At 70.6% G+C, this 26771-nt stretch carries 23 protein-coding genes; 16 read left to right on the top strand and 7 right to left on the bottom strand.

Annotation, left to right across the window (positions count from 1 at the left end):
• The 6 genes from VF612_RS03570 to VF612_RS03545 all read left to right on the top strand — a co-directional run.
• Positions 1-261: SDR family oxidoreductase (locus tag VF612_RS03570; protein WP_408658471.1), on the top strand; the 261-nt coding region annotated here is incomplete at its 5' end.
• A 6-nt stretch (positions 262-267) separates the two neighbouring features.
• Complete coding sequence (locus tag VF612_RS03565; RefSeq protein WP_408658470.1) at positions 268-2316, top strand: FAD-dependent oxidoreductase; 2049 nt, start codon at positions 268-270, stop codon at positions 2314-2316.
• Positions 2317-2319: 3 nt separating this feature from the next.
• A complete protein-coding gene (locus tag VF612_RS03560; RefSeq protein ID WP_408658469.1) occupies positions 2320-3597 on the top strand; it encodes a beta-ketoacyl-[acyl-carrier-protein] synthase family protein in 1278 nt (425 codons plus the stop codon).
• Between the two features lie 15 nt (positions 3598-3612).
• Positions 3613-4698 (top strand): branched-chain amino acid aminotransferase, encoded by a 1086-nt coding sequence (locus tag VF612_RS03555; RefSeq protein WP_408658468.1) that lies wholly within the window; start codon positions 3613-3615, stop codon positions 4696-4698.
• 2 nt (positions 4699-4700) lie between these two features.
• Positions 4701-6356 carry a polyketide synthase gene (locus VF612_RS03550; RefSeq protein WP_408658467.1) on the top strand — a complete coding sequence of 552 codons (1656 nt, stop codon included), beginning with the start codon at positions 4701-4703 and terminating at the stop codon, positions 6354-6356.
• Positions 6353-6820 (top strand): PaaI family thioesterase, encoded by a 468-nt coding sequence (locus tag VF612_RS03545; protein WP_408658466.1) that lies wholly within the window; start codon positions 6353-6355, stop codon positions 6818-6820. The genes VF612_RS03550 and VF612_RS03545 overlap by 4 nt, the downstream gene beginning before the upstream one ends.
• Positions 6821-6916: 96 nt before the next feature.
• Here the strand turns inward: VF612_RS03545 and VF612_RS03540 are convergent, their stop codons facing one another.
• A complete protein-coding gene (locus VF612_RS03540; RefSeq protein WP_408658465.1) occupies positions 6917-8278 on the bottom strand; it encodes a condensation domain-containing protein in 1362 nt (453 codons plus the stop codon).
• Positions 8275-9513: a cytochrome P450 gene (locus VF612_RS03535; protein WP_408658464.1), complete on the bottom strand. Its 1239-nt coding sequence runs from the start codon at positions 9511-9513 to the stop codon at positions 8275-8277. The genes VF612_RS03540 and VF612_RS03535 overlap by 4 nt, the downstream gene beginning before the upstream one ends.
• Before the next feature lie 75 nt (positions 9514-9588).
• Between VF612_RS03535 and VF612_RS03530 the strand changes: the two genes are divergently transcribed.
• The 10 genes from VF612_RS03530 to VF612_RS03485 all read left to right on the top strand — a co-directional run bounded on the left by VF612_RS03530 (position 9589) and on the right by VF612_RS03485 (position 21632).
• Positions 9589-11427 (top strand): AMP-binding protein, encoded by a 1839-nt coding sequence (locus VF612_RS03530; protein ID WP_408658473.1) that lies wholly within the window; start codon positions 9589-9591, stop codon positions 11425-11427.
• A 298-nt stretch (positions 11428-11725) separates the two neighbouring features.
• Positions 11726-11977 (top strand): anti-sigma factor family protein, encoded by a 252-nt coding sequence (locus VF612_RS03525; RefSeq protein WP_408658463.1) that lies wholly within the window; start codon positions 11726-11728, stop codon positions 11975-11977.
• A complete protein-coding gene (locus VF612_RS03520; protein WP_408658462.1) occupies positions 11974-12594 on the top strand; it encodes an RNA polymerase sigma factor in 621 nt (206 codons plus the stop codon). Before VF612_RS03525 ends, VF612_RS03520 begins: the two co-directional genes overlap by 4 nt.
• A gap of 136 nt (positions 12595-12730) precedes the next feature.
• Positions 12731-13981, top strand: coding sequence for a hypothetical protein (locus VF612_RS03515; protein WP_408658461.1), 1251 nt, complete (start codon positions 12731-12733; stop codon positions 13979-13981).
• Positions 13982-14198: 217 nt separating this feature from the next.
• Positions 14199-15050, top strand: a complete 852-nt coding sequence (locus tag VF612_RS03510; RefSeq protein ID WP_408658460.1) for an AfsR/SARP family transcriptional regulator — start codon at positions 14199-14201, stop codon at positions 15048-15050.
• A 130-nt stretch (positions 15051-15180) separates the two neighbouring features.
• Positions 15181-16737 carry a hypothetical protein gene (locus tag VF612_RS03505; RefSeq protein WP_408658459.1) on the top strand — a complete coding sequence of 519 codons (1557 nt, stop codon included), beginning with the start codon at positions 15181-15183 and terminating at the stop codon, positions 16735-16737.
• 18 nt (positions 16738-16755) lie between these two features.
• Positions 16756-17193, top strand: a complete 438-nt coding sequence (locus VF612_RS03500) for a hypothetical protein (protein WP_408658458.1) — start codon at positions 16756-16758, stop codon at positions 17191-17193.
• A gap of 53 nt (positions 17194-17246) precedes the next feature.
• Entirely contained in the window at positions 17247-18644 is a 1398-nt protein-coding gene (locus tag VF612_RS03495; protein WP_408658457.1) for an FHA domain-containing protein, read from the top strand.
• A 142-nt stretch (positions 18645-18786) separates the two neighbouring features.
• Entirely contained in the window at positions 18787-20121 is a 1335-nt protein-coding gene (locus tag VF612_RS03490) for a cation:proton antiporter (RefSeq protein ID WP_408658456.1), read from the top strand.
• Positions 20122-20378: 257 nt separating this feature from the next.
• Positions 20379-21632 (top strand): hypothetical protein, encoded by a 1254-nt coding sequence (locus tag VF612_RS03485; RefSeq protein WP_408658455.1) that lies wholly within the window; start codon positions 20379-20381, stop codon positions 21630-21632.
• A gap of 55 nt (positions 21633-21687) precedes the next feature.
• On the opposite strand, the gene VF612_RS03480 is transcribed toward VF612_RS03485, so the two are convergent.
• The 5 genes from VF612_RS03480 to VF612_RS03460 all read right to left on the bottom strand — a co-directional run bounded on the left by VF612_RS03480 (position 21688) and on the right by VF612_RS03460 (position 26734).
• Positions 21688-22110: a thioesterase family protein gene (locus VF612_RS03480; protein WP_408658454.1), complete on the bottom strand. Its 423-nt coding sequence runs from the start codon at positions 22108-22110 to the stop codon at positions 21688-21690.
• A complete protein-coding gene (locus VF612_RS03475) occupies positions 22094-23545 on the bottom strand; it encodes a pyridoxal phosphate-dependent decarboxylase family protein (protein WP_408658453.1) in 1452 nt (483 codons plus the stop codon). The genes VF612_RS03480 and VF612_RS03475 overlap by 17 nt, the downstream gene beginning before the upstream one ends.
• Positions 23542-24825, bottom strand: a complete 1284-nt coding sequence (locus VF612_RS03470; RefSeq protein ID WP_408658452.1) for a diaminobutyrate--2-oxoglutarate transaminase — start codon at positions 24823-24825, stop codon at positions 23542-23544. The genes VF612_RS03475 and VF612_RS03470 overlap by 4 nt, the downstream gene beginning before the upstream one ends.
• Positions 24826-24960: 135 nt before the next feature.
• Positions 24961-25326, bottom strand: coding sequence for a hypothetical protein (locus tag VF612_RS03465; protein WP_408658451.1), 366 nt, complete (start codon positions 25324-25326; stop codon positions 24961-24963).
• Positions 25327-25381: 55 nt separating this feature from the next.
• Complete coding sequence (locus tag VF612_RS03460; protein ID WP_408658450.1) at positions 25382-26734, bottom strand: peptide ligase PGM1-related protein; 1353 nt, start codon at positions 26732-26734, stop codon at positions 25382-25384.
• Positions 26735-26771: the final 37 nt, after the last annotated feature.

Genomic DNA, 26771 nt, shown 5'->3' with positions numbered 1-26771 from the left:
GGCGTCAACGGCGGGATCATCGAGTCCGACTCCTCGGAGTACTTCTACAACGTCGAGGGCATGGCGCCGCTGTCGAGCGTGCTGCCCAAGATCCCCGCGGCCCGGATGGGCACCGTGCAGGAGGTCGCCGACTGCGTCCGGTTCCTGCTGTCGCCCGCCTCGACCTACATCACCGGCCAGACGATCGTCGTCGACGGCGGCCTCTCGGTGGTCGCGCCGCCGTTCGCCGAGGACCTTGGCCCACCACTGGCTCCGGGATAGCTGAGCATGGCTGATCTGGCAGCCGTCTTCACCGCAGGACGCCTGGGCCGGCTGACCCTGCCGCACCGCATCGTGATGGGCGCCATGCACCTCGGCCTGGAAGCCCGCGACGACGGCGGCGAGGCGCTGGCGGCCTTCTACGTCGAACGCGCCCGTGGCGGCGCGGGATTGATGGTCACCGGCGGCGCGGCGGTGAGCGTGGCAGGCGCCGGCGGCGATGCCTACGGCGTGCTGGACGACCCGAGGTTCCGCGCCCGGCTGCGGCGGGTCGCCGACGAGGTGCATGCCGCCGGCGGGCTGATCGCCCTGCAGCTGTTCCATGCCGGGCGCTACGCGCTGCCGTCGCCGGACCGGACGCCCGTCGCGCCGTCCGCGGTGTACAGCCGGTTCTCCCGGTGCGAGCCGCTGGCGATGACCGGGGCACAGGTCAGCGACACCGTGGACGAGTTCGCCCGCGGCGGGGCGCACGCCCGCGACCTGGGCTTCGATGCGGTCGAGATCATGGGCTCCGAGGGCTACCTGGTGGACCAGTTCCTGTCGCCGCTGACCAACCTGCGCGAGGACGAGTGGGGCGGCGACGCCGAGCGCCGGGGCAGGTTCGGCGTCGAGGTGACCCGGGCCGTCCGGGCCGCGTCGGGGCTGCCGGTGATCGTGCGGTTCAGCGGGCTCGACCTGGTCGCCGGCGGCACCGCCCGGGCCGACGTGCTGGCCTTCGCGCGGGCGCTGGCCGCGGCCGGCGCGGACGCCCTCAACGTCGGGGTCGGCTGGCACGAGGCGGCGGTGCCCAGCGTCCAGGCGATCGTGCCGCCCGGGGTGTGGGCGCCGGTGGCGGCCGACATCAAGGCCGAGCTGATCCGGGCCGGGTCGGCGGAGCTGCCGGTGATCGCCAGCAACCGGGTGAACCGGCTGGAGCTGGCCGCCGGCATCCTGGCCGGCACCGGGATCGACTTCGTGTCGATGGCCCGGCCGTTCCTGGCCGACCCCGACCTGATCGGGAGTACCCGCCGCGGCCGGCCGGTGAACCTGTGCATCGCCTGCAACCAGGCGTGCATCGACCGCTCGCTGGTCGAGGCCGAGGTGTCCTGCATGGTGAACCCCAGGGCCGGCCGGGAGGCGCTCACGCGTGCGGCCCGGTCCGCCTCGCCCCGCCGGATCGCGGTCGTCGGCGGTGGCCCGGCCGGGCTGCAGGCCGCTCGGCAGGCCGCCCTGGCCGGGCACCAGGTCCGGCTGTACGAGGCGTCCGACGCCCTGGGCGGGCAGTTCCGGCTGGCCTGCCGGGTGCCGGGCAAGGCCGACTATGCCGCGACCGTCGACTACTTCGCCGCCGAGCTGGCGCGGCTGGGCGTCGAGGTCCAGCTGGGCCGCCCGATCGGCTCCGGCGACCTGGAGCTGCTGCGGTCCTACGACGGCGTGATCGTCGCCAGCGGGGTGCGGCCACGCCCGCTGGAGATCCCCGGCGCCGACCTGCCACACGTGCTCAGCTACCCCGAGGCCTTCGCCGACGGCGCCCTGCGCGGCCGGGTGGTGATCATCGGCGGCGGCGGGGTGGCGGTCGACATCGCGCACCTGGCCGGCCGGGGCGAGACGCCGCTGTCCGACCAGGAGCGGTTCCTGCGCGAGCATGGCCTCGCCCCCGGTGCCGCCGGGCCCGTGCCGGTGCACGGCCGCGCCGAGGTCACCGTGCTGCACCGGGGCGCCCGGCTCGCGGCGCGGACCGGCCGCTCGACCCGCTGGGCGGTGCTCGCCGAGCTGCGCGGCCAGGGCGTCCGGACCCTGACCGGGGTGCGCTGCCACCGGATCACCGCCGATGGGGTGCACCTGACGTCCGCGGGCGGCGAGGAGATCGTCCCGGCCGATACTGTGGTGATCGCGGTGGGCCAGCTGGCCGACGGCGCCGTTCCCGCGCTGGCCCGGCAGGCCGGGGTCTGGCACCGGCTCGTCGGCGGCGCCCGGGACGCGACCGAGCTGGACGCGGTGCGTGCCTTCGCGGAGGGGTTCGCGGCTGCGGCCGAGATCGACCAGCGGGGATCGGTGCCCGTGGTGGTGGGGAGGTGAGGAATGGCTGACGCGGACTCTGACCGGCAGCGGGGACGTCCCGAGGTGGTGATCACCGGCATCGGCGCGGTCACGCCGGCTGGCATCGGCCGCGACGTGACCTGGCAGAGCCTGCTCGCCGGCCGGTCCGGTGTCGGCCCGATCACCGCCTTCGACGCCAGCGCGCTGCCGACCCGGATCGCCGCCGAGGTGAAGGGCTTCGACCCGCGGGAGTACCTGGACCACAAGCGGGTCCGGCGGTCCGCGCGGTTCTCCCAGTTCGCGGTCGCGGCGGCCCGGGAGGCGGCCACCGACGCCAAGCTCCAGATCGACGCCGACACCGCCGGCCGGATCGGCGTCGTGGTGAACGCGGCCGTCGCCGGTTTCGACACCGTGGAGACGGCGACCCGCGGCCTGCTCGCCTCCCCCGAGCCGATCGTGCCGAACAGCTACTTCGTCCCCTCGTCGCTGACGAACATGCCGGCCTGCGAGATCGCCATCGACCTGGGCCTGCACGGCCCCGTCAACGCCAGCGCGCTGGCCTGCGCCAGCGGCCTGTACGCGCTGCTGGACGCCCGCCGGCTGATCCTGGCCGGCGAGGCGGACGTGGTGCTGTGCGGCGGCACCGATGCCGCGATCACCCCGGCCATGTTCGCCGGGCTGGTCAGCATGGGCGCCATGTCCGAGCGCAACGACGATCCCGAGGGCGCCAGCAGGCCGTTCGCCGCAGACCGGGACGGGTTCGTGTTCGGCGAGGGCTCGGTGGTGCTGGTCCTGGAGTCCGCCGAGCACGCCGCCCGCCGGGGCGTCCAGCCGTACGCCACGGTCGCCGGCGGCGCGCTGACCTGCGACGCGTTCCACATCAGCGCGCCGGACCCCAACGGGGCGCACGCCACCGCCGCGATCGTCCAGGCCACCCAGCGGGCCGGCATCGCGCCCGGGGAGCTGGACTACATCTGCGCGCACGGCACCTCGACCGCGGCCAACGACCTGACCGAGACCCGGGCGATCCGGGCGGCGCTGGGGCCCGCGGCCGACCGGGTCGCGGTCAGCGCCCCCAAGTCGATGGTGGGCCACCTGATCGGCGCGGCCGGAGCGCTCGGCGCCATGGTGTGCGCGATGGCGATCCGGGACGGCATCGTGCCGCCGACCATCAACCTGCACACCCCGGACCCGGCATGCGACCTCGATTACGTGCCCCATGTCGCCCGCCGGATGCCGGTGCGGGCCGCCGCCACGAACGCGTTCGGCTTCGGCGGCCAGAATTGCGTGACGGTGTTCTGCGAACCAGAATCGAATTGATGTGAAAGAGGCCCCATGACGCATTTCCGACTCAACCGCACCAGCCATCCCGCATCCGAGCAGGAGCGGGCGGAGATGCTGGCCAACCCCGGCTTCGGCCGGTTCTTCTCCGATCACATGGCCTCGGCGACCTGGACGGCCGACGCCGGCTGGCACGACCTGCAGGTGTGCGCCGTCAAGCCGTACTCGCTGCACCCGGCCGCGTCGGTGTTCCACTACGCGCAGGAGATCTTCGAGGGCCTGAAGGCGGCCCGGCACGCCGACGGCAGCATCTGGCTGTTCCGGCCCGAGCTGAACGCGCGCCGGTTCGTGAACTCCGCGCGGCGGCTGGCGCTGCCGGTGCTCTCGGAGGAGCTGTTCCTCGACAGCCTGGTGGAGCTGGTGCGCGCCGACCAGGACTGGGTGCCGGCCCATGACGGCGAGCGCAGCCTGTACCTGCGGCCGTACATGTTCGGCTCCGAGGCCTTCCTCGGCGTCCGGCCGGCCCTGGAGGTGAGCTACGGGGTGATCGCCTCCCCCGCCGGGTCCTACTTCAGCTCCGGCGTCAGCGGCATCACGCTGTGGGTCAGCCAGAACTACGCCCGGGCCGGCAGGGGCGGCACCGGCGAGGCCAAGTGCGGCGGCAACTACGCCGCCAGCCTGGCCGCGCAGGTCGAGGCGCAGGAGAACGGCTGCGAGCAGGTGCTGTACCTCAGCGACGACGACGATCGCTACCTCGAGGAGTCCGGGACCATGAACCTGTTCCTGGTCACCGCCGACGGCGAGCTGGTCACCCCGGGGCTGGGCACCATCCTCGACGGGGTCACCCGCGACAGCCTGCTGGACCTGGCCGCCGAGCACGACCTCAAGCCGGTGGAGCGGCAGGTCGCCCTGGAGGACCTGCGGGCCGGCTGCGCGGACGGCACGATCACCGAGCTGTTCGCCAGCGGCACCGCTGCCGTCATCACCCCGATCACCGGGTTCAAGGGCGCCGGGTACGCCCACCAGGTGGGGGACGGGCAGCCGGGCCGGCTGACCCTGGCGATCCGCAAGCACCTGCTCGACATCCAGTTCGGCCGGGTTCCCGACACCCACAACTGGCTGTACCCGGTGGTGTCCTAGGCATGCCGGTCAGCTCGCCGGGACGGGTCGCCGTCGTCGGCGTGGGCGTCCGCGCGCCGGGCGGCATCACCGGCCCCGCGTCCTACTGGGCGGCGATCACGGACGCCCGGACGGTGATCGGCGAGCTGCCCGCGGACCGGCGGGCGGCCTTCGGCTCGCAGTGGGACGACCTGATCACCCGCGGCGGCTACCTGGAGGCGCCGTTCGACTTCGACGCCCGGTTCTTCGACATGTCGCCCCGGGAGGCGCGCACCGTCGACCCGCAGCACCGGTTGCTGCTGGAGGTGGTGTGGGAGGCGTTCGAGGACGCCGCGATGCCACCGGCCACCGTGGCGTCGGCGACCGGGGTGTTCGTCGGCATCACCGGCCTGGACTACCGACAGTGGCTGCCATCGCAGCCGAACTCCTACACCACGGTCGGCAACGGGCACAGCTTCTCCGCCGGCCGGGTGGCGCACGAGCTGGGCCTGCAAGGGCCGGTGTTCGCCATGGACACCGCCTGCTCGTCCTCGCTGGTCGCCGTCCACACCGCCTGCCGCGCGCTGACCGCGGGCGACTGCGATGCCGCCGTGGCAGCCGGGGTGAACCTGATCCTGTCGCCGGACACCACCCGCGCGGTCGCGCAGACCGGCGCGCTGTCCCCGGACGGCTCCTCCCGGCCGTTCGACGCGGCCGCGAACGGGTTCGTGCGCGGCGAGGCGTGCGGAGCCGTGATCCTCAAGCGGCTGGACGACGCGCTGCGCGACCGGGACCGCATCCACGCGGTGATCGACGGCAGCGCGATCAACCATGACGGCCGGTCGCCGAGCTTCACCGCGCCCAACAGCGAGTCCCAGACCCGGTTGATCTGCTCGCTGCTGGCCTCGACCGGGCTGTCCGGCGCGGACGTCGGCTACCACGAGGCCCACGGCACCGGCACCCCGCTCGGCGACCCGATCGAGATGCGCGCCGTCCTGGATGCGATGCGGCCGAGCGGCGGTGGCCCTGCCCTGCACGTCGGCTCGGTGAAGGGCAACCTCGGGCACACCGAGTCCGCGGCCGGGGTGATGGGGCTGATCAAGGCGGTGCTGTGCCTGGAGCGCGGGACCATCCCGCCGCAGGCAGGCTTCGACACCCTCAACCCGCGCATCGACCTCGCCGGCACCGGGCTCGCGATCGCCACCGGCCTCCGTCCGTGGCCGGCGGAGGCCGGGACGCGCGCGACGGTGTCCTCCTACGGGATGAGCGGCACCAATGCCTTCGCGGTGCTCTCGGCCGCCCCCGCAGCCACCGGGGACGCCGCCCCCGTGCCCGGCTTCCTGGTCTCGGCCCGCACCCCGGCCGCGCTCGCGGAGCTCGCCGTCCGGTACTCCGAGCACCTGGCGGGCCTCGACGACGCCGACTACCCGGCGTTCGCCTACACCGCGACCCACGGCCGCACCCGGCTCAGCCACGCGGCCTGGGTGGCGGCGGCGGACCGGACGGCGGCGCTGGACGCGCTGGCTGCCCTCGACGGGCGGGCCGGCATCGACAGCCACCCGGCCGTGCGGCTGCTCGACGGATCCGAGCCGCTGCCGTGGAAGCCCTCCCCCGCCGACCGCGCTGTCGCGACCCTGCCGACCTACGCGTGGCAGCACGTCACCCAGGTCGTCCCGACACCTGTCAAGGAGCAGCGATGACCGTGACCGAGCCGCGCAGCGGCGTGCCCAGCGAGGTCCTGCAGCCCAAGCTGTCGCTGGCGCAGGTGCAGGAGCTGCTGGCCGACTTCATGCCCGAGGCCGGGTTGCGGGTGGTGGAGGTCTCCCCGGAGCGGGTCGTCGTGATGGCCCTGCCGGAGTGGCTGGAATGCCGCCCCGGCGGCACCCTGTCCGGCCCGGCGATCTTCAAGGCCGTCGACCTGTCGGCCTTCCTCGCGGTGAACGCCTACGCGGGCAAGGTGCTGACCGGCGTGCTCACCCAGGGCAGCATCAACCTGCTGGAGACCGCCGAGCCCGGGCCGCTGGAGATCGTCCTGACGGTCGCCAAGCTGGGCCGGCGGATGGCCGTGGTCACCGCCCAGGTCTTCGATGCCGACGGCCTGCTGACCGCGGTCTCGACCATGCAGTTCGCGCTGCCGTCCCGTCCGACGCGCTCGGCCAGCTGACGGGAACCGCTGCGGCTGCCGGAACCGCCGGCTGACGGCGTCGCCGGGCTGACGCGCCGAACCCCTACCCCGCCCAACCCCTACCCCGCCGAGCCCCTACCCGCCCGACCGCCGGTCGCCGTCCCAGCCGTGCGCCCAGCCGGTCAGGACGCCCTGGATGGCGCTGAGCACCCGCTCGACATCCGCGTCGCCGTGCACCGCGGGGTGCGCGGTGATCCCCAGGCTGATCGAGACGCCGTCGATCAGCGGCAGCACGTCGAGGTCTGAGATCCGGTTCTTCTCCGGCGCCAGCGGCTCGGCCGGGTACAGCGGCCGGTACTCGACCTCGGCGCCGAACGGGGCCTGCGACGGCGGCGCGATCGTGAGGCAGTTGAACATCACCGAGTGCGCGTCCGGGACCTCGGCCGTCCAGAGCCGCCGGTACAGCGCGTCGGCGGCCGGAGCCTGGCCGCCCTCGTGCAACAGGGTCAGCACCCGCCTTAGGCTGTACGGGCCGGCGAGCATGCTCAGCCCTCGCAGCGAGTGCCGGTGCACCCCGGCGACGAACTCCCCGACCGCCAGGCCGTCCGGCGCCCGGACCGGCACCGGCACGCCCTTGGACAGCAGCCCCGCCCAGTCCACCTGCTCGCGGCTGCGGGCAGCGCTGACGTCGAGCACCGCGAAGGCGTCCTGACCCAGGTAGTCCTTCAGCGCCAGGAACGTCGCCGCCATCAGCAGCTTCGCCGGCGTCGTCCGCAGCCGTTGGGCCAGCCGGTACACCGCGGCTGCGTCGTCGGTCGGCAGCGGCCGCCGGACCGAGCGGTAGGCCGCCGCGGGCTCGACGGGCAGGTCCCGGCGCAGCGGCGCAGCCGGGACGCCGGCCAGCGAGGCCCGGAAGAACTCTGCCTGCCGATCGGTGAGGGCGGGCCCCAGGTCGTGCTGCTCGCGCACGTACCGGCGGTAGTACCCGGGCTCGACGTCGGGCAGCGGGTTTCCCAGGTACAGCTGGGCGATGTCGCGTGCCAGGACACCGACCGACCAGCCGTCGGCGGCCACGTGGGTCACCGCGAACAGCGCCGCGAACTCGCCGTTGCCGAGCCGGTACAGCCGGGCGACGGTGGGACCGTCGACGGCGAGCTCGGCCCGCCGGCCCAGCACCTGCTCCATCTCAGCGGCGAGCTCGGCGTCGGTGGGCGAGCCTGGCAGCGGAACCTCCTCGACCACGGGGCCGGTGTCGGCGATGAGCTGGCGCAGCTCCTCTCCCCCAGGCACCAGGCGCAGCCGCAACGCCTCATGCCGGGCGGCCACGGCCTCGAACGCGCGGATCAGCCGGTCCGGCCGCAGGCCCGCGCCGAACCGCGCGGCGATGATCGGCACATTCGTCGACCGGGCGAAACCCGGCGGCAGGTTCTCCGCCTGATGCAGCGACAGCGGCAGCGTGCCGGCGCCACGTTGATCCGGCTGGTCGGGAACGGTCACGCCCGCGGGATCAGGCGCAGCGGCAGCTGGGCGATCCCCCGGAACGTCGGGCTCTTGATCCGCGTCGGCGCATCGGTGGGCGTCATCGCCTCGGCGCGCTCGAACAGCTGCCGCAGGAAGGTCTCGGCCTCGATCCGGACCAGTGGAGCGCCGATGCAGAAGTGGATGCCGCTGCCGAAGGACAGGTGGGCGCTGTCGGACTCCCGCTCGACCCAGAACCGGTCCGGGTCGGAGTACCGGCGCGGGTCGCGGTTGGCCGCGGCGAACGACAGCTGCACCCGGGACCCCTTCGGGATGACCGTGCCACCGATCTCGACGTCGGCCGTCGCGGTGCGGAACACGCTCTGCACCGGCGGGTCGTAGCGCAGCGTCTCCTCGATCGCCGGGATCATCAGCTCCGGCCGGGCCCGGACGAGCTCGTGCTGGTCGGGATGCTCCATCAGCGCGATGCACAGGTTGCCCAGCAGGTGCGTCGTGGTCTCGTTGCCGCCCACCAGCAGCGCCAGGCACAGCCAGACCAGCTCGTTGTCGCGCAGGTGGTCCTCGTTCGCGGCGAGCAACCGAGAGATCAGGTCGGCGCCCAGCGGCTGTGAGCGTCGCTGGTCCAGCAGCGTGTGGAAGTAGACCGAGATGTTGGACACCGCCGACAGCGCCTGCTTCGCCGCCTGCTGCCGGTACTTGGCGTCCTCGGGATCGGTGGGCCCGTGACCGGCCTCCGGCCGGAGCCGGGCGTTGGCGTTGAAGCCCTCGATCACGCCCTCGGACCACTTCTTGAACTGCGCCACGTCGTCGCCGGGGATTCCGAGCAGGGCGGCTATCACCCGGACCGGCAGCGGCACCAGCACCTGCCGCACCAGGTCGACGTCGCCGCCGGTGACCGCCTCGTCGAGAAGCTCGGTGCAGATCTGCTCCACCAGCGGCCGCCACGACTCCACCGTGCGCGGCGTGAAGTCGCGGCTGATCAGCCTGCGCAACCGGGTGTGGTCGGGCGGGTCGACGCCGAACAGGATCGGCAGCCGTGAGCGGTCGTAGGCGATCCCGTCCGCCGAGGAGAACCGCTCGTGGTCCTTCACCGCCGCCCGCACGTCGTCATGCGCGGTTATCACCCACATGTCCCGTCGAGGCAGGTACGCCGGTTCGCCGGACTTGAGAAGTACGGCATACATGGGGTACGGGTCGGCCATGACTTCTGGCGCGAAGGGGTCGAGGTCGCTGACCAGCGATGCTACGGTCACTGCCCTGCCCTCCAACTGGTGAATGCCGGAGTTTACCCCGGCCGACGCAACCAAAACGGGAGTTCTTCGGTGACTATGACCGATCTTCAATCTCGGGTCACCTCCATCTGCGCAGAGGTTCTGAAGCGATCGGACCTGGGTCCGGACGACGACCTCATGCAGCTGGGGATGGATTCCCTTTCGGCGGTGGAGATCGTGACCCGGCTCGAGCTGGCCTACGGCGTGGACGTCGTCGACGTCATCTTCGAGACGCCGACGGTGCGCCAGCTCTGCGCGGTGGTGCGCAGCGCCGCCGGCGCCGGGTCCAGCGGATCGGTCGACGTGGCGGACGTCTCGAGCTCACCCGCCGAGCACGCCGGCGACCGTGGGCTGCCGTCGGTCCGCAACCTGCTCGACCTGGTGACGGGTTCGGCGGTGAAGTTCGGCGACCGGCCGTACCTGCTGCCGGTCGAGGAGGACGGCCGGGTGATCAGCTTCGCCGACGTGCTGACGTTCACCCGGGGGTGCGCGGCGCTGTTCGACGAGCGGGATGCGCCGGTCGGCGCCCGGGTCGCGGTGATCCTGCACAACTCGTCCCTGGCCGCGCTGCTGACCCTCGGTGTGATGGCCGCCCAGCGCACCCTGGTGTTCCTCAATCCCAAGGCGGGGGCGGCCGAGCTGGAGACGCAGCTCGCCGACGCCCGGCCTGCCCTGGTGATCGGGCGCGCGGCGACCGAGGTGAAGCTGTCCGGAACCTCGGCCTGGCTGTCCGCGGACGACGAGGAGGCCCTGATCGCCGACCTGCTTGCCCGTGGCTCCAGCTACCAGGGCGAGCTGTCCCCGGTCGACCGCAGCGGCGCCCAGGACGCCGAGATCGTGTACACCTCGGGCTCCACCGGAGCGGCCAAGGGCGTGGTGTTGCCGCACCAGAGCCTGCTCGCCGGATCGCTGTCGCTGTCGCTGTGGGCTGAGGCCGACGAGGACGACGTCTTTCTCAATGTCAACCCGATGTTCCATGCGGGCGGGCACACCTTCCCGACGCTGACCCCGCTGTGGAGCGGCGGCAAGACCGTGTGCGTGCGCCCGGAGGCGGCGCTGGCGCGGTTCTGGACCTACGTCGACCGGTTCGCCCCCACCTGGACGCTGTCGGTGAACGCCTATCTGGCGCACCTGTCGGAGAACCCGGAGCGGCCTGCGGTACGCAGCCTGAAGGGCTACCTGGCCGGCGGCTCGCCGCTCAGCCCCGAGCTGATCCACCGGTTCGAGTCCACCTTCGACATCCCGGTCTACCAGGTGTACGGCATGACCGAGATGGCCACCATCACCACGGTCGAGCCGCGCAGCCGCAAGCCTGGCGACCGCCGGACCGCGGGCCTGCCGCTGGACTGCAGCCGGGTCCGGGTCGTGCGGCCGGACGGCGCCGATGCCGAGGCCGGCGAGAACGGCGAGGTGCTGCTGTCGGGCGCCAACATGTTCAGCCGCTACGAGAACCAGCCGGAGCTGACCGCCGAGCGGGTGGTGGACGGCTGGATCCGGACCGGCGATCTGGGCAACCTCGACGACAACGGCGAGCTGTCGATCGTCGACCGGCTGGACAGCATGGTGATCGTCAGCGGCGAGAACATGTACCCGGCCGAGGTGGAGGGTGTGGTGCCGCGGCTGACCGGCATGGCCGACGGCGTGGTCGCGACGCTGCCGCACCCGGTGACGGGCGTGGAGCTGGTGCTGGTCTACACCCTGCTGCCCGGCGCCCGGGCCGACGAGGACGGCTGGCGGGCGACGCTGCTCAAGCACCTGTCCACCTTCAAGGTGCCGCGCCGGTTCGTGCCGCTGACCGACCTCGGCGTCGACGCGTTCCCCCGGACGGGGCTCGGCAAGATCGTGCGTCCGGACGTGCAGAAGCTGGCGCTGGAGCACCTCCGGCCCGAGGGCTGAGGCCGGCCCGCTGGGGCTCGCGATCGGAGCCGGACGGCGCGCTGCCGGTGGCGCGAGAGCACTGCTCAGCATGCTCCGTTTTCCGGTTCGCAAAAAAGAGTTTGGTTCCCGTTAGAGCTAATAATTCGATTGTCCATAAAGGTCGCCATGACTGTCTGCAGGTGTTAACGTAGCTTGCGAGAGCACCGCACTGAGCAGCTAAAACCGGCCTTCGGGCAGTTGTTTGTACCTGGGCGCCTCCAGCTCATTTTGACGCGAGTCCCGCCCGCATGGCCGTACCCATGGAAGACTCAAGCGCATGGACGATATGGCGTGTCAGGAGTTGGTCGAGTTGGTGACGGACTTTCTCGAGGGAGTCCTGGGTCCGGCTGAGACCGAGCGGGTCAACAAGCATCTCGAGGGGTGCCAAAGTTGCGATCGGTATATCGCGCAAGTACGAGCCACCATCCGCGCCACGGCGATCCTTCCTCCGGAAGCCCCGGAGGTATCGGTGGAGCAGCGGCTGGCCGACCTTCATCGGCACTGGCTGGCGGGTCGAGCTCGAAGATGACCGAAGTGGACTTGCAGGCGCTGCGGCAAGGCGATGAGACGGCCTTCCTGACAGTCGTCAAGGCATATCACGGTGTCCTGCTCAGGCTCGCTCGCATCTATTCGCCGACCCGCGAGGCGGCCGAAGAGGCGGTGCAGGAGACCTGGATCGCGGTGCTCAACGGCCTGGACGGATTCGAGGGCCGGTCCGCGCTACGCACCTGGATCTGCCAGATCGTCGTCCGGATAGCCCAGCGCCGGTCGGCCGCCGAACGCCAGACGCTGCCGTTCTCGAGCTTGTCCGAGATCGAGGAGGACGCCACTCCCGCCGTCGATGCCGACCGGTTCTACAGCTCGGGGCCCTACGCCGGGCACTGGGTCAACTCGCCGCCGGACTGGTCGACGCTGCCCGAGCACGCGCTGCTGTCGCGCGAGGTCCAGGACATCGTCAGCACCGCGATAGCCGAGCTGCCGCAGAACCAGCGCATCGTCATCACCTTGCGCGATGTCGAGGGCTGGAGCGCTGCCGAGGTCCGGGAGCTGCTCGACATCGAGGACGGCAACCAGCGGATCCTGTTGCACCGTGCCCGCTCGCGCGTCCGTTCAGCGCTTGAGGGCTATTTAGATCTGGCCTGCTGACGCGAATTTGACCTCGCCGCTTAACACGCAATTCTCAGCAGAATCTGTAACGAATCCGCCCGTTTCTCCTACTGACATTTATACGTCACGCGCACGTCGCGCTTGAGCGACGCGTGGCCGACAGGTAGGAGTCTTTATGACCACCACAGCGGACGTCGTCGAGCAGCCGCCGGTCGAGCCAGAGGGTGGCTTCCGCTCCTACCGCAAGGTGGTGCGGACTCCCGGAATGCCGGCTTGGACGACGATCGTGCTGTGCCAGCGGCTGCCGGTGGCGATGTCTCCGCTGGCACTGGTCTACCTGGGCCACCTCGCTGCCGACTCCTACGCGGTCGGCGCCGTGCTCGCGGGGGCGAACGCCTTCGCCGAGGCGTTCACAGCCAGCGTGTTGGGCCGCCGGTTCGATCGGAAATCCGCCCGCGCCGAGATCCGGCTGGTGCTGGGTCTTCAGGCGAGCATGCTGCTCGCGCTGGCCATTCCGAACCTGATCGATGCCGGCAGCCTGCCGATCTGGTCGATGGTGTTGCTGGCCGCCGGCGCGGGCGCCATCTCCTCCGGCGCTCACGGCGGGTTGCGCGCCTTGCTCGTGCGCACCGTCGATCCGTCGGTCCACCACGCCGCGCTGGGCCTGGAGTCGAGCCTGACCACGCTGGTGTGGGCGGTCGGGCCGGGTGTGGTCGGCTTGGTCGCGCTGTTCGCCGGCGAGGCCTGGCCGCTGGTGGTGTGCGCGGGGATCGCGCTGCACGGCATCCTGGTTGCCGGTGAACTGCACGAGGCCCCCCCTGCCCAGGACGCCTCCGGGGAGCGGGTCCGGATCTTCCGGCTGAGCTGGCCGGCGGCGTTCCAGGAGGGCGCGGTGCTGATGTGCGTCGGCGCGGCCTACACCGGCCTGCCGGAGCTGCTGGACTCGCTCGGCACCGATGGCGGGGTAGCCGGACCGGTGCTGGCCGTGTTCGCCGTCGGCGGCATGATCGGTGGCCTGATCTACGGCAGCCGGAAGTGGTCTGGCACCTACCGGACCCAGACCCTCGTGCTCGTGATGGCTGTGGCCGTCCTGGTGGGCCTCGCCGTGGTGATGCCGAACGCGGTCCTGGTCATCGCCCTGATGATCCTCTCCGGACTGGCCGGGACGCCGGCGCTGGTCGCCCGGGCTGCCGGCCTGCAGGAGCTGCTGCCCGAATCAGCTTGGGCGGCTGGCTTCTCCAGCCTGTACGCCGCCGGCGGAGTCGGCTTCGGCGCCGCCGGCCTGATCGTCGCCGGGTTGCTCGAGCCGGTCGGTATCCGGGCCGCGCTGATCGCCTGCGTTGCGATTGCCGCCGCTGCCGCATTGATCGGGGCGATCGGCGAGGACGTGCTGGCCGAGGCCAAAGCCCGATCCGCCCAGACCTAAGACTGATCCGCCGTACTAGAACGCTCGTACCACCCGTACGTGAACGCTCGTACCACCCGTCCGAACACTCGTACCACCCGTCCCGAAGGCTGACCCGCCGGTTCCACCGGCTGGCCGCCCGTACCAGAAGCACACCGATCGCGGTGGCACGCGGTGCCGCCGCCATCCCGCCCTGCCCCCGTCCTGCCAGGCCCGCACTCTTCCCAAGGAGACCGTGATGTCGACCTACCTCCCCACCGACCCGCACCGCACCGCTCCGCGCAATGGCGTAAGACCGAACAACCCACCCGCCCCGGCGACCCAGACCGGCCCGGCGCCACTGCGGCTGGTGCCGCCGCCCGAGGATTCCGGCATCCGGACTCCGGGCCACTGCGAGCTCGGGCTGCTCGGCGGCTTCCACCTGGTGGTCGAGGACGTCGTGGTGGACACCGGCCCCACCGTGCAGCGCTTGCTCGCGGTGCTGGTGTGCCTCAACCGCCAGGCGCCGCGCCACAAGATCGCCCGGATGCTCTGGCCGGACGCCAGCCACGACCGGGCGCACTCGAACCTGCGTACCACGCTCTACCGCCTGCAGCGGCAGGCTCCCGGCCTGGTGCTGAGCACCAAGACCGATGTCCGGCTGGCACCCGAGCTGCGGGTCGACATCGACTCCACCCGCGCGTTCGCCTCGAGCCTGCTGAGCATCCGTCCGGACGACCATGCCGAGGTGATGCCCCTGGTGCAGTGGACCGAGCTGGACCGCGACCTGCTGCCGGACTGGGACGACGGCTGGCTGATCGAGTACCAGGCCTGCTACCGGCGGCTGCGGTTGGACGCCCTGGAGCGGCTGGCGGACCTGCTCACCGTCAAGCGGCAGTACGGCGCCGCCGTGCAGGCCGCGCTCGCGGTCATCCACGCCGACACCCTGCGCGAGACCGCGCATGAGCAGCTCATCCGGGCCTACCTCGCCCAGGGCAACCGCCATGACGCGATCTCGCACTACGCCGGGTACTGCAAGACCTTGCGCGACGAGCTGGGCCTCGACCCTGCCACGACGTTGAACGAGCTGCTCTGGAGTCAGGCCAGCTGAACCTGCGGTTGTGGCGCCACGGGCCGGGGAAGGCTGTGGGTGTCACGGCCTCACCACGCAGGTGCGACGGCAGATCGACCAAGGTGGAGACAACTCCCCTATTGCGTAAAGCGACCAACACCAGGCGGTGATGAAGATGACCGAAGTGCTCGACGCACCCTCCTCCGAGGGTGAGCAGCCGGCTGTTGCCGGGTTGCCCGCGCTGCTGCGCGACACCGATCAGTGGACTGATGACATGGTGTCAGCTGCGGGAATCCCCATGTACGACATGCCGATCGTCACGGTCGGAGGCGGCATCGGCTCGTTCGTCACGGTGGATTACCTGCGAGTAGCGGGCAACCTGCCGACTTCGGACATCCAGGTGATCTCCAACCTGACCCATCCGTGGCAGACGTACGAGCATCTGGCGACCGTGTCCCAGATCAAGGGCGAGGACCGCATCCGCTCGGACTCGGCCTCCCGCCCGGACAACATCTGGGGCTTTCCGTCCTATGCGCTCAGCGAAGCCGTCCGCACCCGGAGCCTGGGCCCGTTGCTGCACGTGCTGGTCGAGCCGATGTTCGCCGACTTCTACACCCCGAAGCTGCGGGTGGTGATGGACTCGATCAGGGCGGAGGCCCAACGGATCCGCTACTGGGACATGCTGCAGCGCGGTGATGTCGAGTTCGTCCGCCGGCGGTTCGGCGGCGGGTACTTCGTGCTCTACACCGATCGGTGGGCCGAGGAGCCGGTGCAGCGCGTGGTCCGTTGCCGGGACGTCCACCTGGCCGTCGGGTACACCGGCCTGAAGTTCCTGCCCGAGCTCCAGCGGTTCAGGATGGCCATGAAGGACTACCACCGTGTCGTCAACGCCTACGAGAACCACGAGCACGTCTACCACTCGCTGGCCCGCAGGCCGGGCACGGTCGTGGTGCGCGGTGGCGGCATCGTCGCGTCCCGGGTGCTGGAGCGGCTGATCCGCGATCGGCAGCAGAACAATCTGGACACCCGGATCGTGCACGTGCTGCGCACCTATGTCGACGGGCCGGACCGCAAGTACAAGATGGCCAAGCGCCCCGGCAGCAATGGTTTTGCCTATCAGGGCTTCAACTACCCGAAGTCCGTGTGGGGTGGCCAGCTCAAGGCCGAGATGCGCCGGCTGGACCGGGACGGGCGGGGGCAGCTCTACGCCGACATCGGCGGCACCACGACCGCGTGGCGCAGGGAGTGGCAGCGCCAGCTGCGAATCGCCCGCAACGAGGGCTGGTACCGGGTGATCTGTGGCTCCGTGGCGGGCGTGGAGCCCGAGGGCGACGGGGTCGCGACCCGGCTCCAGATCTCCGACGGCGAGCTGCACGTGCACGCCGACTACATCATCGACTGCACCGGCCTGAACGCCGACGTGACCGAGCACCAGGTGCTCAACGACATCCTCGTCCATGGTGGCGCCCGGATGAACGACAGCGGCCGGATCGACGTGGACAGCTCGTTCGCCGTGAACGGCGCCGAGAGCGGCATGGGCCGGATGTACGTGACCGGCGCCGCGTCGCTCGGTGGGCCGTTCCCGGGAGTGGACACCTTCCTGGGACTGCAGATCGCCGCGCAGGAGGTGGTGGACGACATCGCCCGCCGAGGTTTCTGCCGGCGGCTCGGCCCGGCTTCGTCGTTCGCCGGTTGGTGCCGTTGGCTCCGCGGCCGGCAGATCTGATCGAGGAGGAAGTCAATCATGGTGCCGACCCTGTACGGCCGGATCCAGACGCGGGTGTTCCTGCTCGCTCTGATCGGCTCGATTGTCACCTTGGCGATCACCCCGTTCCTCCCGGTCGACGGCCCGCTCGGTGACCGGTACCAGGCGACGTTCGTCGTGCTGGCGTCGGTGGCGGTGCTCGGCATCGGCTGGGAGCTGATCTACCACCTGCTCATGCAACTGCGCTGGGAGAAGGATTGGCCGACCCTCTTCGGCCTCCTCACCCTCGTTCCCGAGGGCGTGCTGGTCGGCGCGCTTGCCGTGGCCGGCACGCTTCCGTACCTGCCGGGGTCCGTGCCGGCCTGGGCCTTCGCCCTGCATTTCACAACGGTCTGGGTGGCGGTGTGGGTGTTCGCGAACGGGCCGATGCGAGCGCCGTTCATCCGATGGCGCTTCCGTGGCGGAAGGTTGGTGTGACGATCATGCAGACAGATAGCCCGGCCCCGCGGCCGCACGTGAGCGAAGGAACCGTGACCCGGTATGGCGACGTCACGCTGCTGGTAGGGCCGGGTGACGAGCAGGTCATCACCCGCTTGCTGGCGGCTGCCCGAGCCGCCGGCGCCGAGGCCGGTGGGCACCCCGATCAGACGCTCAGCCAGACGGTGGCGCACCTGCTTGCCACCAGCGAGCACGTGCCGTCGGTGTGCGCGATCCACGAGCTGCCCGGTGGGGTGGCCGCCCTGGTGCACGGCGACGCCCGGGTGAGGATCCGCACGCAGCTCGGCACGCTGGAGCTCTCCAGCACCGGCGCGGCCACCATGGACGGTTTCGTCGGCGGGAAGTCGACCAGCGTCCGGGCGGAGCTGGGCCCGGCCGGCGAGGCCTCCAGCGCTACGACCGAGGCCTCGGCGGACGGAACCTCCATGACCGGGACTTCGGGGACCGAGGCGACCGGCCCGGTGATGGGGCCGGGCGATCCCGTGGTCGAGTCGAGCGATCCCATGGTCGAGTCGAGCGATCCCGTGGCTGAGTCGAGCGATCCCATGGTCGAGTCGAGCGATCCCATGGCTGAGTCGAGCGATCGCGTGGCCGGCACGAGCGATCCGGTCGCTGAGGCCGGCGATCCTGTGTCCGAAGCAAGCGACTCCGTCGCCGAGGCCAGCGATCCCATGACTACGGCAGCCCATTCGCCGACCTGCCCTGCCGCACACCATCACCAGCACCCGTCCACCGATCATCCGATGGCAAGCCGGCCCGAGCCGGCTGCACCCGAAGCTCCTTCGAGCGAGCCCGCCGGCCCACCGGCCGCCGGCGCCGAATCATCGCCCGAGTCGATCGTGACCTCGGTGGAGGTGGAGGTGGAGCTGTCCCCGCCGCTGCTGCGGCCCGAGTCGCCGGCGAGCGACGGGTTGACCGTGACCACCCGGACCACTACCGGGCCCGACGGTCAGCTGCGCGGCGTGACCGCCACCATCACCGGGGTGCGGTGTCGCAAGGGCCACTTCAACGATCCGGAGCTCACCTACTGCGGCGTCTGCGGCATCGGCCTCACCCAGGCCGGCCGGATCCTGGCGCTGGACGAGCGTCCCGTGCTGGGGGTCCTGCTGCTCGACGACGGGCGGTTGCTCCCCCTGGACCGCGACTACGTGCTGGGCAGCGCGCCGGATCTGGCCGAGGAGGTCGCGCGCGGCGAGGCGACCGGGGTACGGCTGGAGGACGGCATGGTGTCGGACCTGCACGCGAGGGTGAGCCTGCGCGAGTGGGAGGTCAGCGTGAGCGACATCGGCTCGACCCACGGCACGTACGTGTGCGAGCCGGGCGGTGACAGCTGGGAACCGCTGTCGGCCGGTGGGAACCGCACCCTGCGGCCGGGGGCGCTGATCGCGATCGGCACCAGGCAGCTCCGGTTCGACACCTATCGCAACTGATACCTACGCACCTGGCACGCAGGAACTGACACACACCCAGTGGGACCGGGGTCGCTGAACGGCCTCCACCAGCAAGCAACGACATCGAATGCGAGCGGCGTGCTGCCGTCTCGCACTGGAGGTACAGGACGGAGCAACCCCAATGATGCTACTTCTCGACATCGGGATCATCATCGTGGCCGCGAGGCTGGCCGGCTATCTGGCAGTGCGGATAGGGCAGCCACCGGTGGTCGGTGAGATCACCGCTGGCGTGCTGCTGGCAGGGTTGCTGCGTTACACCGAGCTGACTCCCACCATGCTCGCCTCGAATGTGCGTGGCGCGCTGGGCGGGATATCGGCCCTCGCCATCGTCCTGTTCATGTTCACCGTCGGCTACCACTGGGAGCCCAACCAGATGCGCGGGCAGGGCCGGGTCACGCTGGCCGTCGCGATCGGCTCGATGGCAACCCCGTTCGTTCTCGGGCTCGCCCTCGGCGGCTGGCTGCTCACCAGGTACCACCCGGCCAACAGCGTGCAGTTCGTGCTGTTCATCAGCACCACCATGTCGATCACCGCGCTCCCCGTGCTGGCCCGGATCCTCAGTCACCGGAAGTTGACGAACACTCCGGTCGGTGGCGTCGCGCTTGCGGCCGCAGCCGCGGTCGATGCCACCAGCTGGGGAGTCCTGGCGGTGATCGTGGCGCTGGGTGGCGGCGGCGAGGCCTGGCATCTGGTGATGGCTGCGCCGTATCTTGTCGTGCTGTTCGGTCTACGACCGGTGATAGCCCGCGCCCTGGGCCGCTGGAACGGCACGACCGTGTTCGGCGCCGTCCTGGCCGGCTTGTTCCTGTCGGCTGCCGCCACCGAATGGCTCGGATTGCATGCGGTGTTCGGCGCATTCCTGATGGGCGCGGTGCTTCCCCACCGCGACCATCCGGTGATGCGCGAGCACGTGGAGGAACTGGGCCGGATGTGCCACCTGTTCCTGCTGCCGATCTTCTTCGTGGTCGCGGCCTTGAATGTCAGCCTGGCCGGCATCGGCCTGGCCGAGCTGGGCGACATGGCCCTGATCCTGGCCGTCGCGTTCGCCGGCAAGGTCGGTGGCAGCTATCTGGGCGCCCGGATCGCCGGGATGAATGGCACCGGCGCGATGTCGGTGGCTGCGCTGATGAATGCCCGCGGTGTCACCGAGCTCGTCGTGCTACAGGTCGGCCTGCAGCTGGACGTGCTCAACACGACGCTGTACTCCCTGCTGGTGCTGATGGCGCTGCTCACCACCGCGGCCGCAGGTCCGCTGCTGACCCTGGTCGGATCCCGGGCGAAGTCCCAGGCTTCGGTCGCTGACCTGACCGAGCCGGCGACGGTGACCGAGCCGGCGACGGTCGCCGCGGACCAGCCGAAGCTGGCCGAGCCGATCCAGGGAGACCTGACCCACAACGTGGTGATCGCGCTGCCGGTCATACCTCTGGAGGTCCAAGACCGCCGCGAGGCGGCGTAGCTCCGGGCCTAGTGCTTGCTGCCGGACCACGGTGCGCGCGGCGTCCTTCGCAGCCGCAGCGCCGCGCCACACATCTAGTTGGGGTGGACCCGGCACGCGTCGTGAACCTCGAGGTCTTCGGTCGGACGAGCTGAGGGTGAGCGTAGGATCTCCCATCCTGGAAGATGTCGACGCCCACCCGCGCGACCGCCACGCAGCCTGGCTCCACCCCAACTGGTGGGAGCCACCTCCCTTGCCCACAGTTTCAGGAGACAGCGATGGACGGCGAGATCCAGCTGATCAGTGACGGCGATGGCCTGGCGGTCATCGGGGAACCTACGGCTGTCGAACGCTTCCTCGTCGCTGAGGGATTGCCGTCGAAGGACCTCGGATTGCCCCGGCTCGGAGCCGTCCTCAGTACCGGGGCCGCAGCCGCACAGGCAGGTGCCGAGATCGCTGCCAACTCAGGTCGCTGGGTGAAGCTGACCAAGGAGTCCGCGCAGCTTGTGAAGAAGCACGGGCTGAGGGAAAGCAAGACGACCGGTCTCAGCACAGGTGTGGTGAAGGGGGGCAAGGGCCAGGTCAGGACATTCGTCGAGTTCGCCAAGGGGCCCGGCTCGTTTTTGACCAACCCGGCCCTTCTGGCTAGTGCCGGGGGCATCATGGCGCAGCTCGCGATGCAACAGGCCATGGACGACATCACCGACTATCTCGCCACGATCGATCAGAAGGTCGACGATGTGCTCCGCGCCCAGAAGGACGCTGTGTTGGCGGACATGATCGGCGTGGGCCTCGTCATCGAGGAGGCCATGACCATCCGGGAGCAGGTCGGCAGGGTCTCCGAGGTCACGTGGTCGAAGGTGCAGGCCACGTCGATGACGATCGCCCGAACCCAGGCATACGCGTTGCACCAACTCGACGCACTCGCGGAGAAGTCGGAGCGCAAGACCAAGGTCGGCGATCTGGCCAAGACGGCGCAGGAAGCCGAGTCCAAGGTCCAGGAGTGGCTCGCTGTCCTGGCTCGTTGCCACCAACTGCAGGATGCGCTTGCCGTGCTCGAGCTCGATCGGGTGCTGGACGCAGCTCCGGAGGAGCTTGACCGGCATCGCCTCGGGCTTCGGGCTGCCCGGCAGAACCGGCTCGAACTCATCTCACGGAGCACCGAGCGCCTGCTGACTCGTATGGATGCGGCCGCCGGCACGGCCAATGCGAAGGTGCTGCTGCACCCGAGCACGTCCCGTGATGTGGTGCATTCGAGCAATCATGTCGCGATAGCCATCGTTGACTTCCACGGCCGGCTCGGGATCGAGGGCGGTCGACAGTCATGGGAGGCCAGACGATGGGTGGACGCGGCCGCGGAGGCGAGGGACAAGGTACTCGGGACCGGGGCAGAGGGCGTCGATACCGCCAGGCGCCTCGGTAACGAGACCCTCGGCCGGGCTAGATCGATGACGGGCAAGCTCTCCAACGGAATCGCCGAGCGAACGCTGCGCCGGCGCGGGAATGACGAGGAACGCGACGACGAAGGCTAGCTGAAGCGGTAACCCCCGTCGCAAGTCTCACGACGGGGGTTACCGGACGCGCGTTCTACGCGCTGAGCGGCCGGGATTGCTTCTCGACCTTCTCAGCCTTCTCGGCCAGCCGCGCCAGGAACTTGCTGCGGGACACCACCGCCCGGGTATGGGTGCCGCGCAGCACCTCGTCGATCCCGTCATGCCCGCTGACCTCGAACACCAGCCGGTTGCCATGCCGGTGCGCCAGCACGGCGGTCAGGAACACCTGCTCACCGACCAGGGTGGCGGCCAGATGGCTCGCGTCATGGCTCAGCCCGACCGTCATCTCGTCGTCCTCGAGGTAGTCGCCGAGGGCGTCCATCGCGGCGAGCTCGCCCAGCCACAGCAGCACGGGAGTGGCCAGCACCGGCAGGTCGTTGCGCCACCGGGTGGCGGCATCTGCCTCGGTGACCTCGTGCCGGTGGGTGCCGGTCAGGGCATCAGGTAGTTCTCGCATGCTGTAATTCCTCTCCGATCAGGGACGTCGCCTCCAGGCTGTCCACTACCGATTCGACCGCGTCCAGCAGCTGGATCAGCTGCGGCCGGGTCACTTCGGGATTGAGCAGGGTGAGCTTGAGCCACACCAGGCCGTCCTCGGCCACGGTGGCTCGGCCGAGCACCGCGGCGCCGCTGGCGAGCAGGACGCGGCGCACCTCGGTGACCAGCTCGTTGCCGGCCTCGACACGCATCCGGTCGGCCACGGTGGGACGGAACAGCACGGTGCTGATCTGCGGCCGTTCGAGCAGCCGGAAACCGGGCCGCACCTCGATCAGGTCGGCGGCATCCTGGGCCATCGAGCAGCATCGGTCGGTCAGTTCGGCAAGCCCGTTCCAGCCGAGCGCCTGGAAGGTGACCGCGATCTTGAGCACGTCCGGCCGCCGGGACGTCCGGATCGACCGGGCCAGCCAGTCGGGAAAGCCTGCCTCCTGGTCGTCTTCGGCGTTGAGGTAGTCGGCGACCAACGACAGCGGGGTCAGCAGGCCGGCCGACCGGACGGCCAGGAAGCCTGCTGGCAACGGCTGCCAACCGAACTTGTGCAGGTCCAGGGCAACCGTGTCGGCCAGCTCGATGCCGTCGATCAGCCTGCGGTGACTGCTGAACAGCAACCCACCGCCGTACGCGGCATCGACGTGCAGGTGACCGCCGTGCGCCCGGGTGAGCTCGCCGATGGCGCCGATCGGGTCGATCACGCCCCGGTCCGTCGTGCCGGCCGTCGCCACCACGAACACCGGATCGGTGATCTGCGCGAGCAGTCCGGCCAGAGCAGCGGTATCCAGCGCGCCACGGCGGGTCGGCACCGGCACCGGCGGAGGAAGGCCCAGCATCCAGGCCGCCCGTCCGACGCTGTGGTGGGCGTCGGCCGAGCAGAGCACCTGAAGTCTGCTGCCGAGCCGTTCCCGGGCCAGCAGCAACGCCACCAGGTTCGACTCGGTGGCCCCCGTCGTCACGATCGCATCCGCATCCGGGATCAGCGGATACACCAGCCCGGCGATGACCTGGCTGACCCGCGATTCCAGCTCGCCGGCCGCCGGCGCCTGGTCCCAGGAGTCCAGCGACGGGTTGAGCACGCTCGCGGCGAGATCCGCCGCGGCGGCCACCGCCAGCGACGCGGTGTGCAGGTGGGCCACGCACCGTGGATCGGCCGGATCCGCCGCGCCCTCGGCGACCATCCCGACCACCCGGCGAAGCGCCTCGTCGGCACCCACCCCGTCCTGCGGCAAGGCTATCGGCAGGCGCTCACGGACCATATCCGCCACCGACTCGGGACCGCCGCGGGCGATCGGCCCGCAACGGCGGGACCGGCCCTCGCGCAGGGCGTCCAGGGTGATCGCGGTCAGCCGGGCCACCGCATCGAGGCCGGCCGGGGTCGCTGCCAGAGGATGAGTACTCACGCCGGCACTCTAAGGTCCAGGTAGTCACCCGGCTGTGAGCGCCGGGTGGTGTCCAGCACCACCTCGCTGAGCCGGCCCACCACCGCAGACCACTCGGCCCGGGTGATCGTGAGCGGCGGCATCAGCTTCAGCACGTGGCCGCCGCCGCAGGTCTCGGCGATGATCCGGGCTCCGAACAGCTCTGCCCGGATCTCCGACGCCAACTCCGCGTCGGCGAAGCGCAGGCCGCTCCACGATCCCCGGCCGACCGGCACGGCCGTCCCGACCGGAAGCTGGCGGGCCAGCTCGGCGATGTCTGACTCGATCTTCGTGGCCAGCTCGGTCACGTGCCTGACGAAGGACGCATCGGCCCAGTAGTCCAGCGCGGCGCTGCCGGCGACGAAGGCCAGGTTGTGGCCGCGGAAGGTGCCGTTGTGCTCGCCCGGCGCCCACACATCGCGATCGCGGCGGATGAGCAGGGCGGCCATCGGCAGCCCCATGCCGCTGAGCGACTTGGACAGGCACACCATGTCCGGTTGGAAGTCGGGGACGTGCTCGAAGCTCAGGAAGGTGCCGGTCCGGCCGCACCCGGCCTGGATGTCGTCCACGATCACCAGCGCCCCGATCCGGTCGGCGATCCGCCGCACCTCGGCCAGCCAGGTCGGGGACGCGACGGACAGGCCGCCCTCGCCCTGAACCGTCTCCAGCAGGATCGCCGCCGGCGGTGGCACGTGGCCGGTGGCCCGCAGCTCGCGCTTGAGCGCGTCCACCATGCCGGGCACCCCGGTGCTGCCGTACGGCAGGATCGTCACGCCGCTCAGGGGAATCCCGGCCGCTCCGCGCAGCACCGGTGAGGTGGTCGCTGCCAACGAGCCGAGCGACGCGCCGTGGAAACCACCGCGGAAGGCGATCACGTTGGTCCGTCCGGTGACCTTGCGGGCCAGCTTCATCGCGGCCTCCACGGCCAGCGTGCCCGCCGGGCCGGGGAACTGCACGACGAAGTCGCCGAGCCCGCGAGGCGCCAGGATCTCGGAGGAGAACCGGCTGAGGAACTCCGCCTTCGCCGAGGTGTAGAGGTCCAGTGACTGGATCGGGCCGCCGTCGGCCAGGTAGTTGGTGACCGCCTGGACGATGGGTCGCGGGTTGTGGCCGTAGTTCAGCGCTCCGGCGCCGCAGAGCAGGTCGACGTAGCGGTGCCCGTCGGTGTCCCAGAGGTAGGTGCCGCCGGCCCGTTCGAAGATGGCTGGAAAGCTACGGCAGTAGCTTCGGACCTGCGACTCGTGGTGTTCGAAGATTTCCATGGACTGCGCGTGCGGCATCGTGTCACTTCCCATCCGGCTCGTTCGATCACTTCGGCCACCTGATGGCGACCTCCTCCGCACCCGCGCCGGCGATGTCCGCCCCGCATCGGCGATTGCTGCTTACCCCACGGCTGCTTACCCCACGGCTGCTTGCGGTTCGACCTCGTGCGCCTCAGCCGCTTGGACCGGGCCGACCGGCGGCTGTACCAGGTGCAGGCCGGCCCGAGCCGTCGCCGCGGCATCCACCGCCGCCGAGGCCGCCGCATACTCCACGTTCGCCGCGTGCAGGTGGGCGTAGGCGGCGACCACCCACTGGTCGCACTGGCCCGCCTCCTCGCCGGCCGTGGCGCCACGAGCCGCCTGATACGCGTAATGCAGCGCGCACTCGGCGTCATAGACGTGGTGGGCCGCAAGCCGGCGCGCGGCCAGCAGCGCGGCGAGATGCGGAACAGCGATGGCCGCCGAGGCGGTCGGGGTGGGATCTGGACCGATGGTTGCCATCACTGCACCTCTTCTGTACGTGCTTGGGAAAACCTGTTGGGATTCCCGGTAGGACTCAGGCGACCCCGAAGGCGACCAGGGCGCGCTTCTCCAGCTCGCGGGCGTGCGCGACGTCGTAGCCGACCACCATGTAGTCGATGGCTCCGCAGCGGGCGACGTCCTCGACGGCGATGACCACCCCGGTCTTGGTCTCGGGATCGAAGGCGACGCCGGCGGTCTCCAGGGCCTGAACCGCCACCGCGAAGTCCTTGACGTCGATCCAGTTGTAGGTGAGCACGACCCGCTGCCGGGTGTAGTCCTCCCCGATCAGGACCCTGGCCAGGTAGTCGATGTTGGTGCAGCACCCCATCCGGCCGTTGACCTCGTTGAAGAACAGCGTTCCGTCCATGGTGGTGATCGAATCGATGTTCAGGTAGCCGACGAAACCGCGCCGGCCGGCTTCGGCGGCCAGGTTCATGCTGTGCGCGGACATGTCCGCCAGGTCGGCCGGCAGCATCTGCTGTCCGGGGATCTCGAAGCCGATGAACGTCGGCTCCATCCGCATCTCGCCGAAGTTCAGCATCCGGGGCGAGCCGAGCGGGCCGGGCACCCACAGTTCGCTGTAGTAGACGTGGGCAGCCTTGTGATATGCCTCGATGACCACCCGGGTGTTGCGCTGCAGCGCCACCAGCGGCCACAGCTGCGCGGCGACCGCGGCCAGGTCGGCGCCCTCCTCGGGCACCTGGACGACCCGGGACGCTCCGGTCAGCGTGGTCTCGTCGAAGATGGTCACCACCGTGTTGCCGGCGCTGCCGGAGTTCAACTCCTGCTTGATGATCACCCGGCCGGTGTCGGGGAGCAACGTGCGCAGCGCGACGCCGAGCTCCTGCTCGGTGCTGGCCACCCGGCCCGAGGGCACCGGCGCGTGGACGGTTCCGGCCAGCTGGCGGAAGAGCACCTTGCTGTTGAAGGTCTCCGCGCCGCCGCAGCGCAGGAAGTCCCGGCAGGCCTCGTCGGTTCCCTCGTCGAGGCCGGCCAGCGGGATGCCGAGCGAGTCGGCCAGCGCCATCACCGGGCGGTCCAGGAAGTAGCCCTCCATCCGCCAGCCGGTCAGGTCGCCACCGGCCCGCCTGCGGATCTCGTCGGCGACATGGCCGCTGTTGAGGGAGGCATCGTTGAGGATCAGCTGCCGGACGTCACCGTCCGGTGGCACCACCACATTGCGCTCGGTGAGCTCGCGGCCGAGCAGGGCGGACAGGTAGCTGAGGAACGCCGGCGACACCGAGTGCGGCAGGATCACCAGATCCTCGGCCTCGGCCATGACCAGCAATCGATCACAGCACATCGAGCTCAGCGCGTGGATCTCCGGCGACATGTCGTTGCCACACATCGAATCGCTGTCGACATTGGCCACTATGACTTTGGGCATCTTGTTTTCCTTCCAGAGCGGGACGGCAGGCGGTGGT

This window comes from Jatrophihabitans sp. (genome assembly GCF_036388195.1).
In the GTDB taxonomy this organism is placed as follows: domain Bacteria; phylum Actinomycetota; class Actinomycetes; order Mycobacteriales; family Jatrophihabitantaceae; genus Jatrophihabitans_A.
Note: the sequence above shows the minus strand (reverse complement) of the source record. Positions and strands in the feature narration are given on the sequence as shown.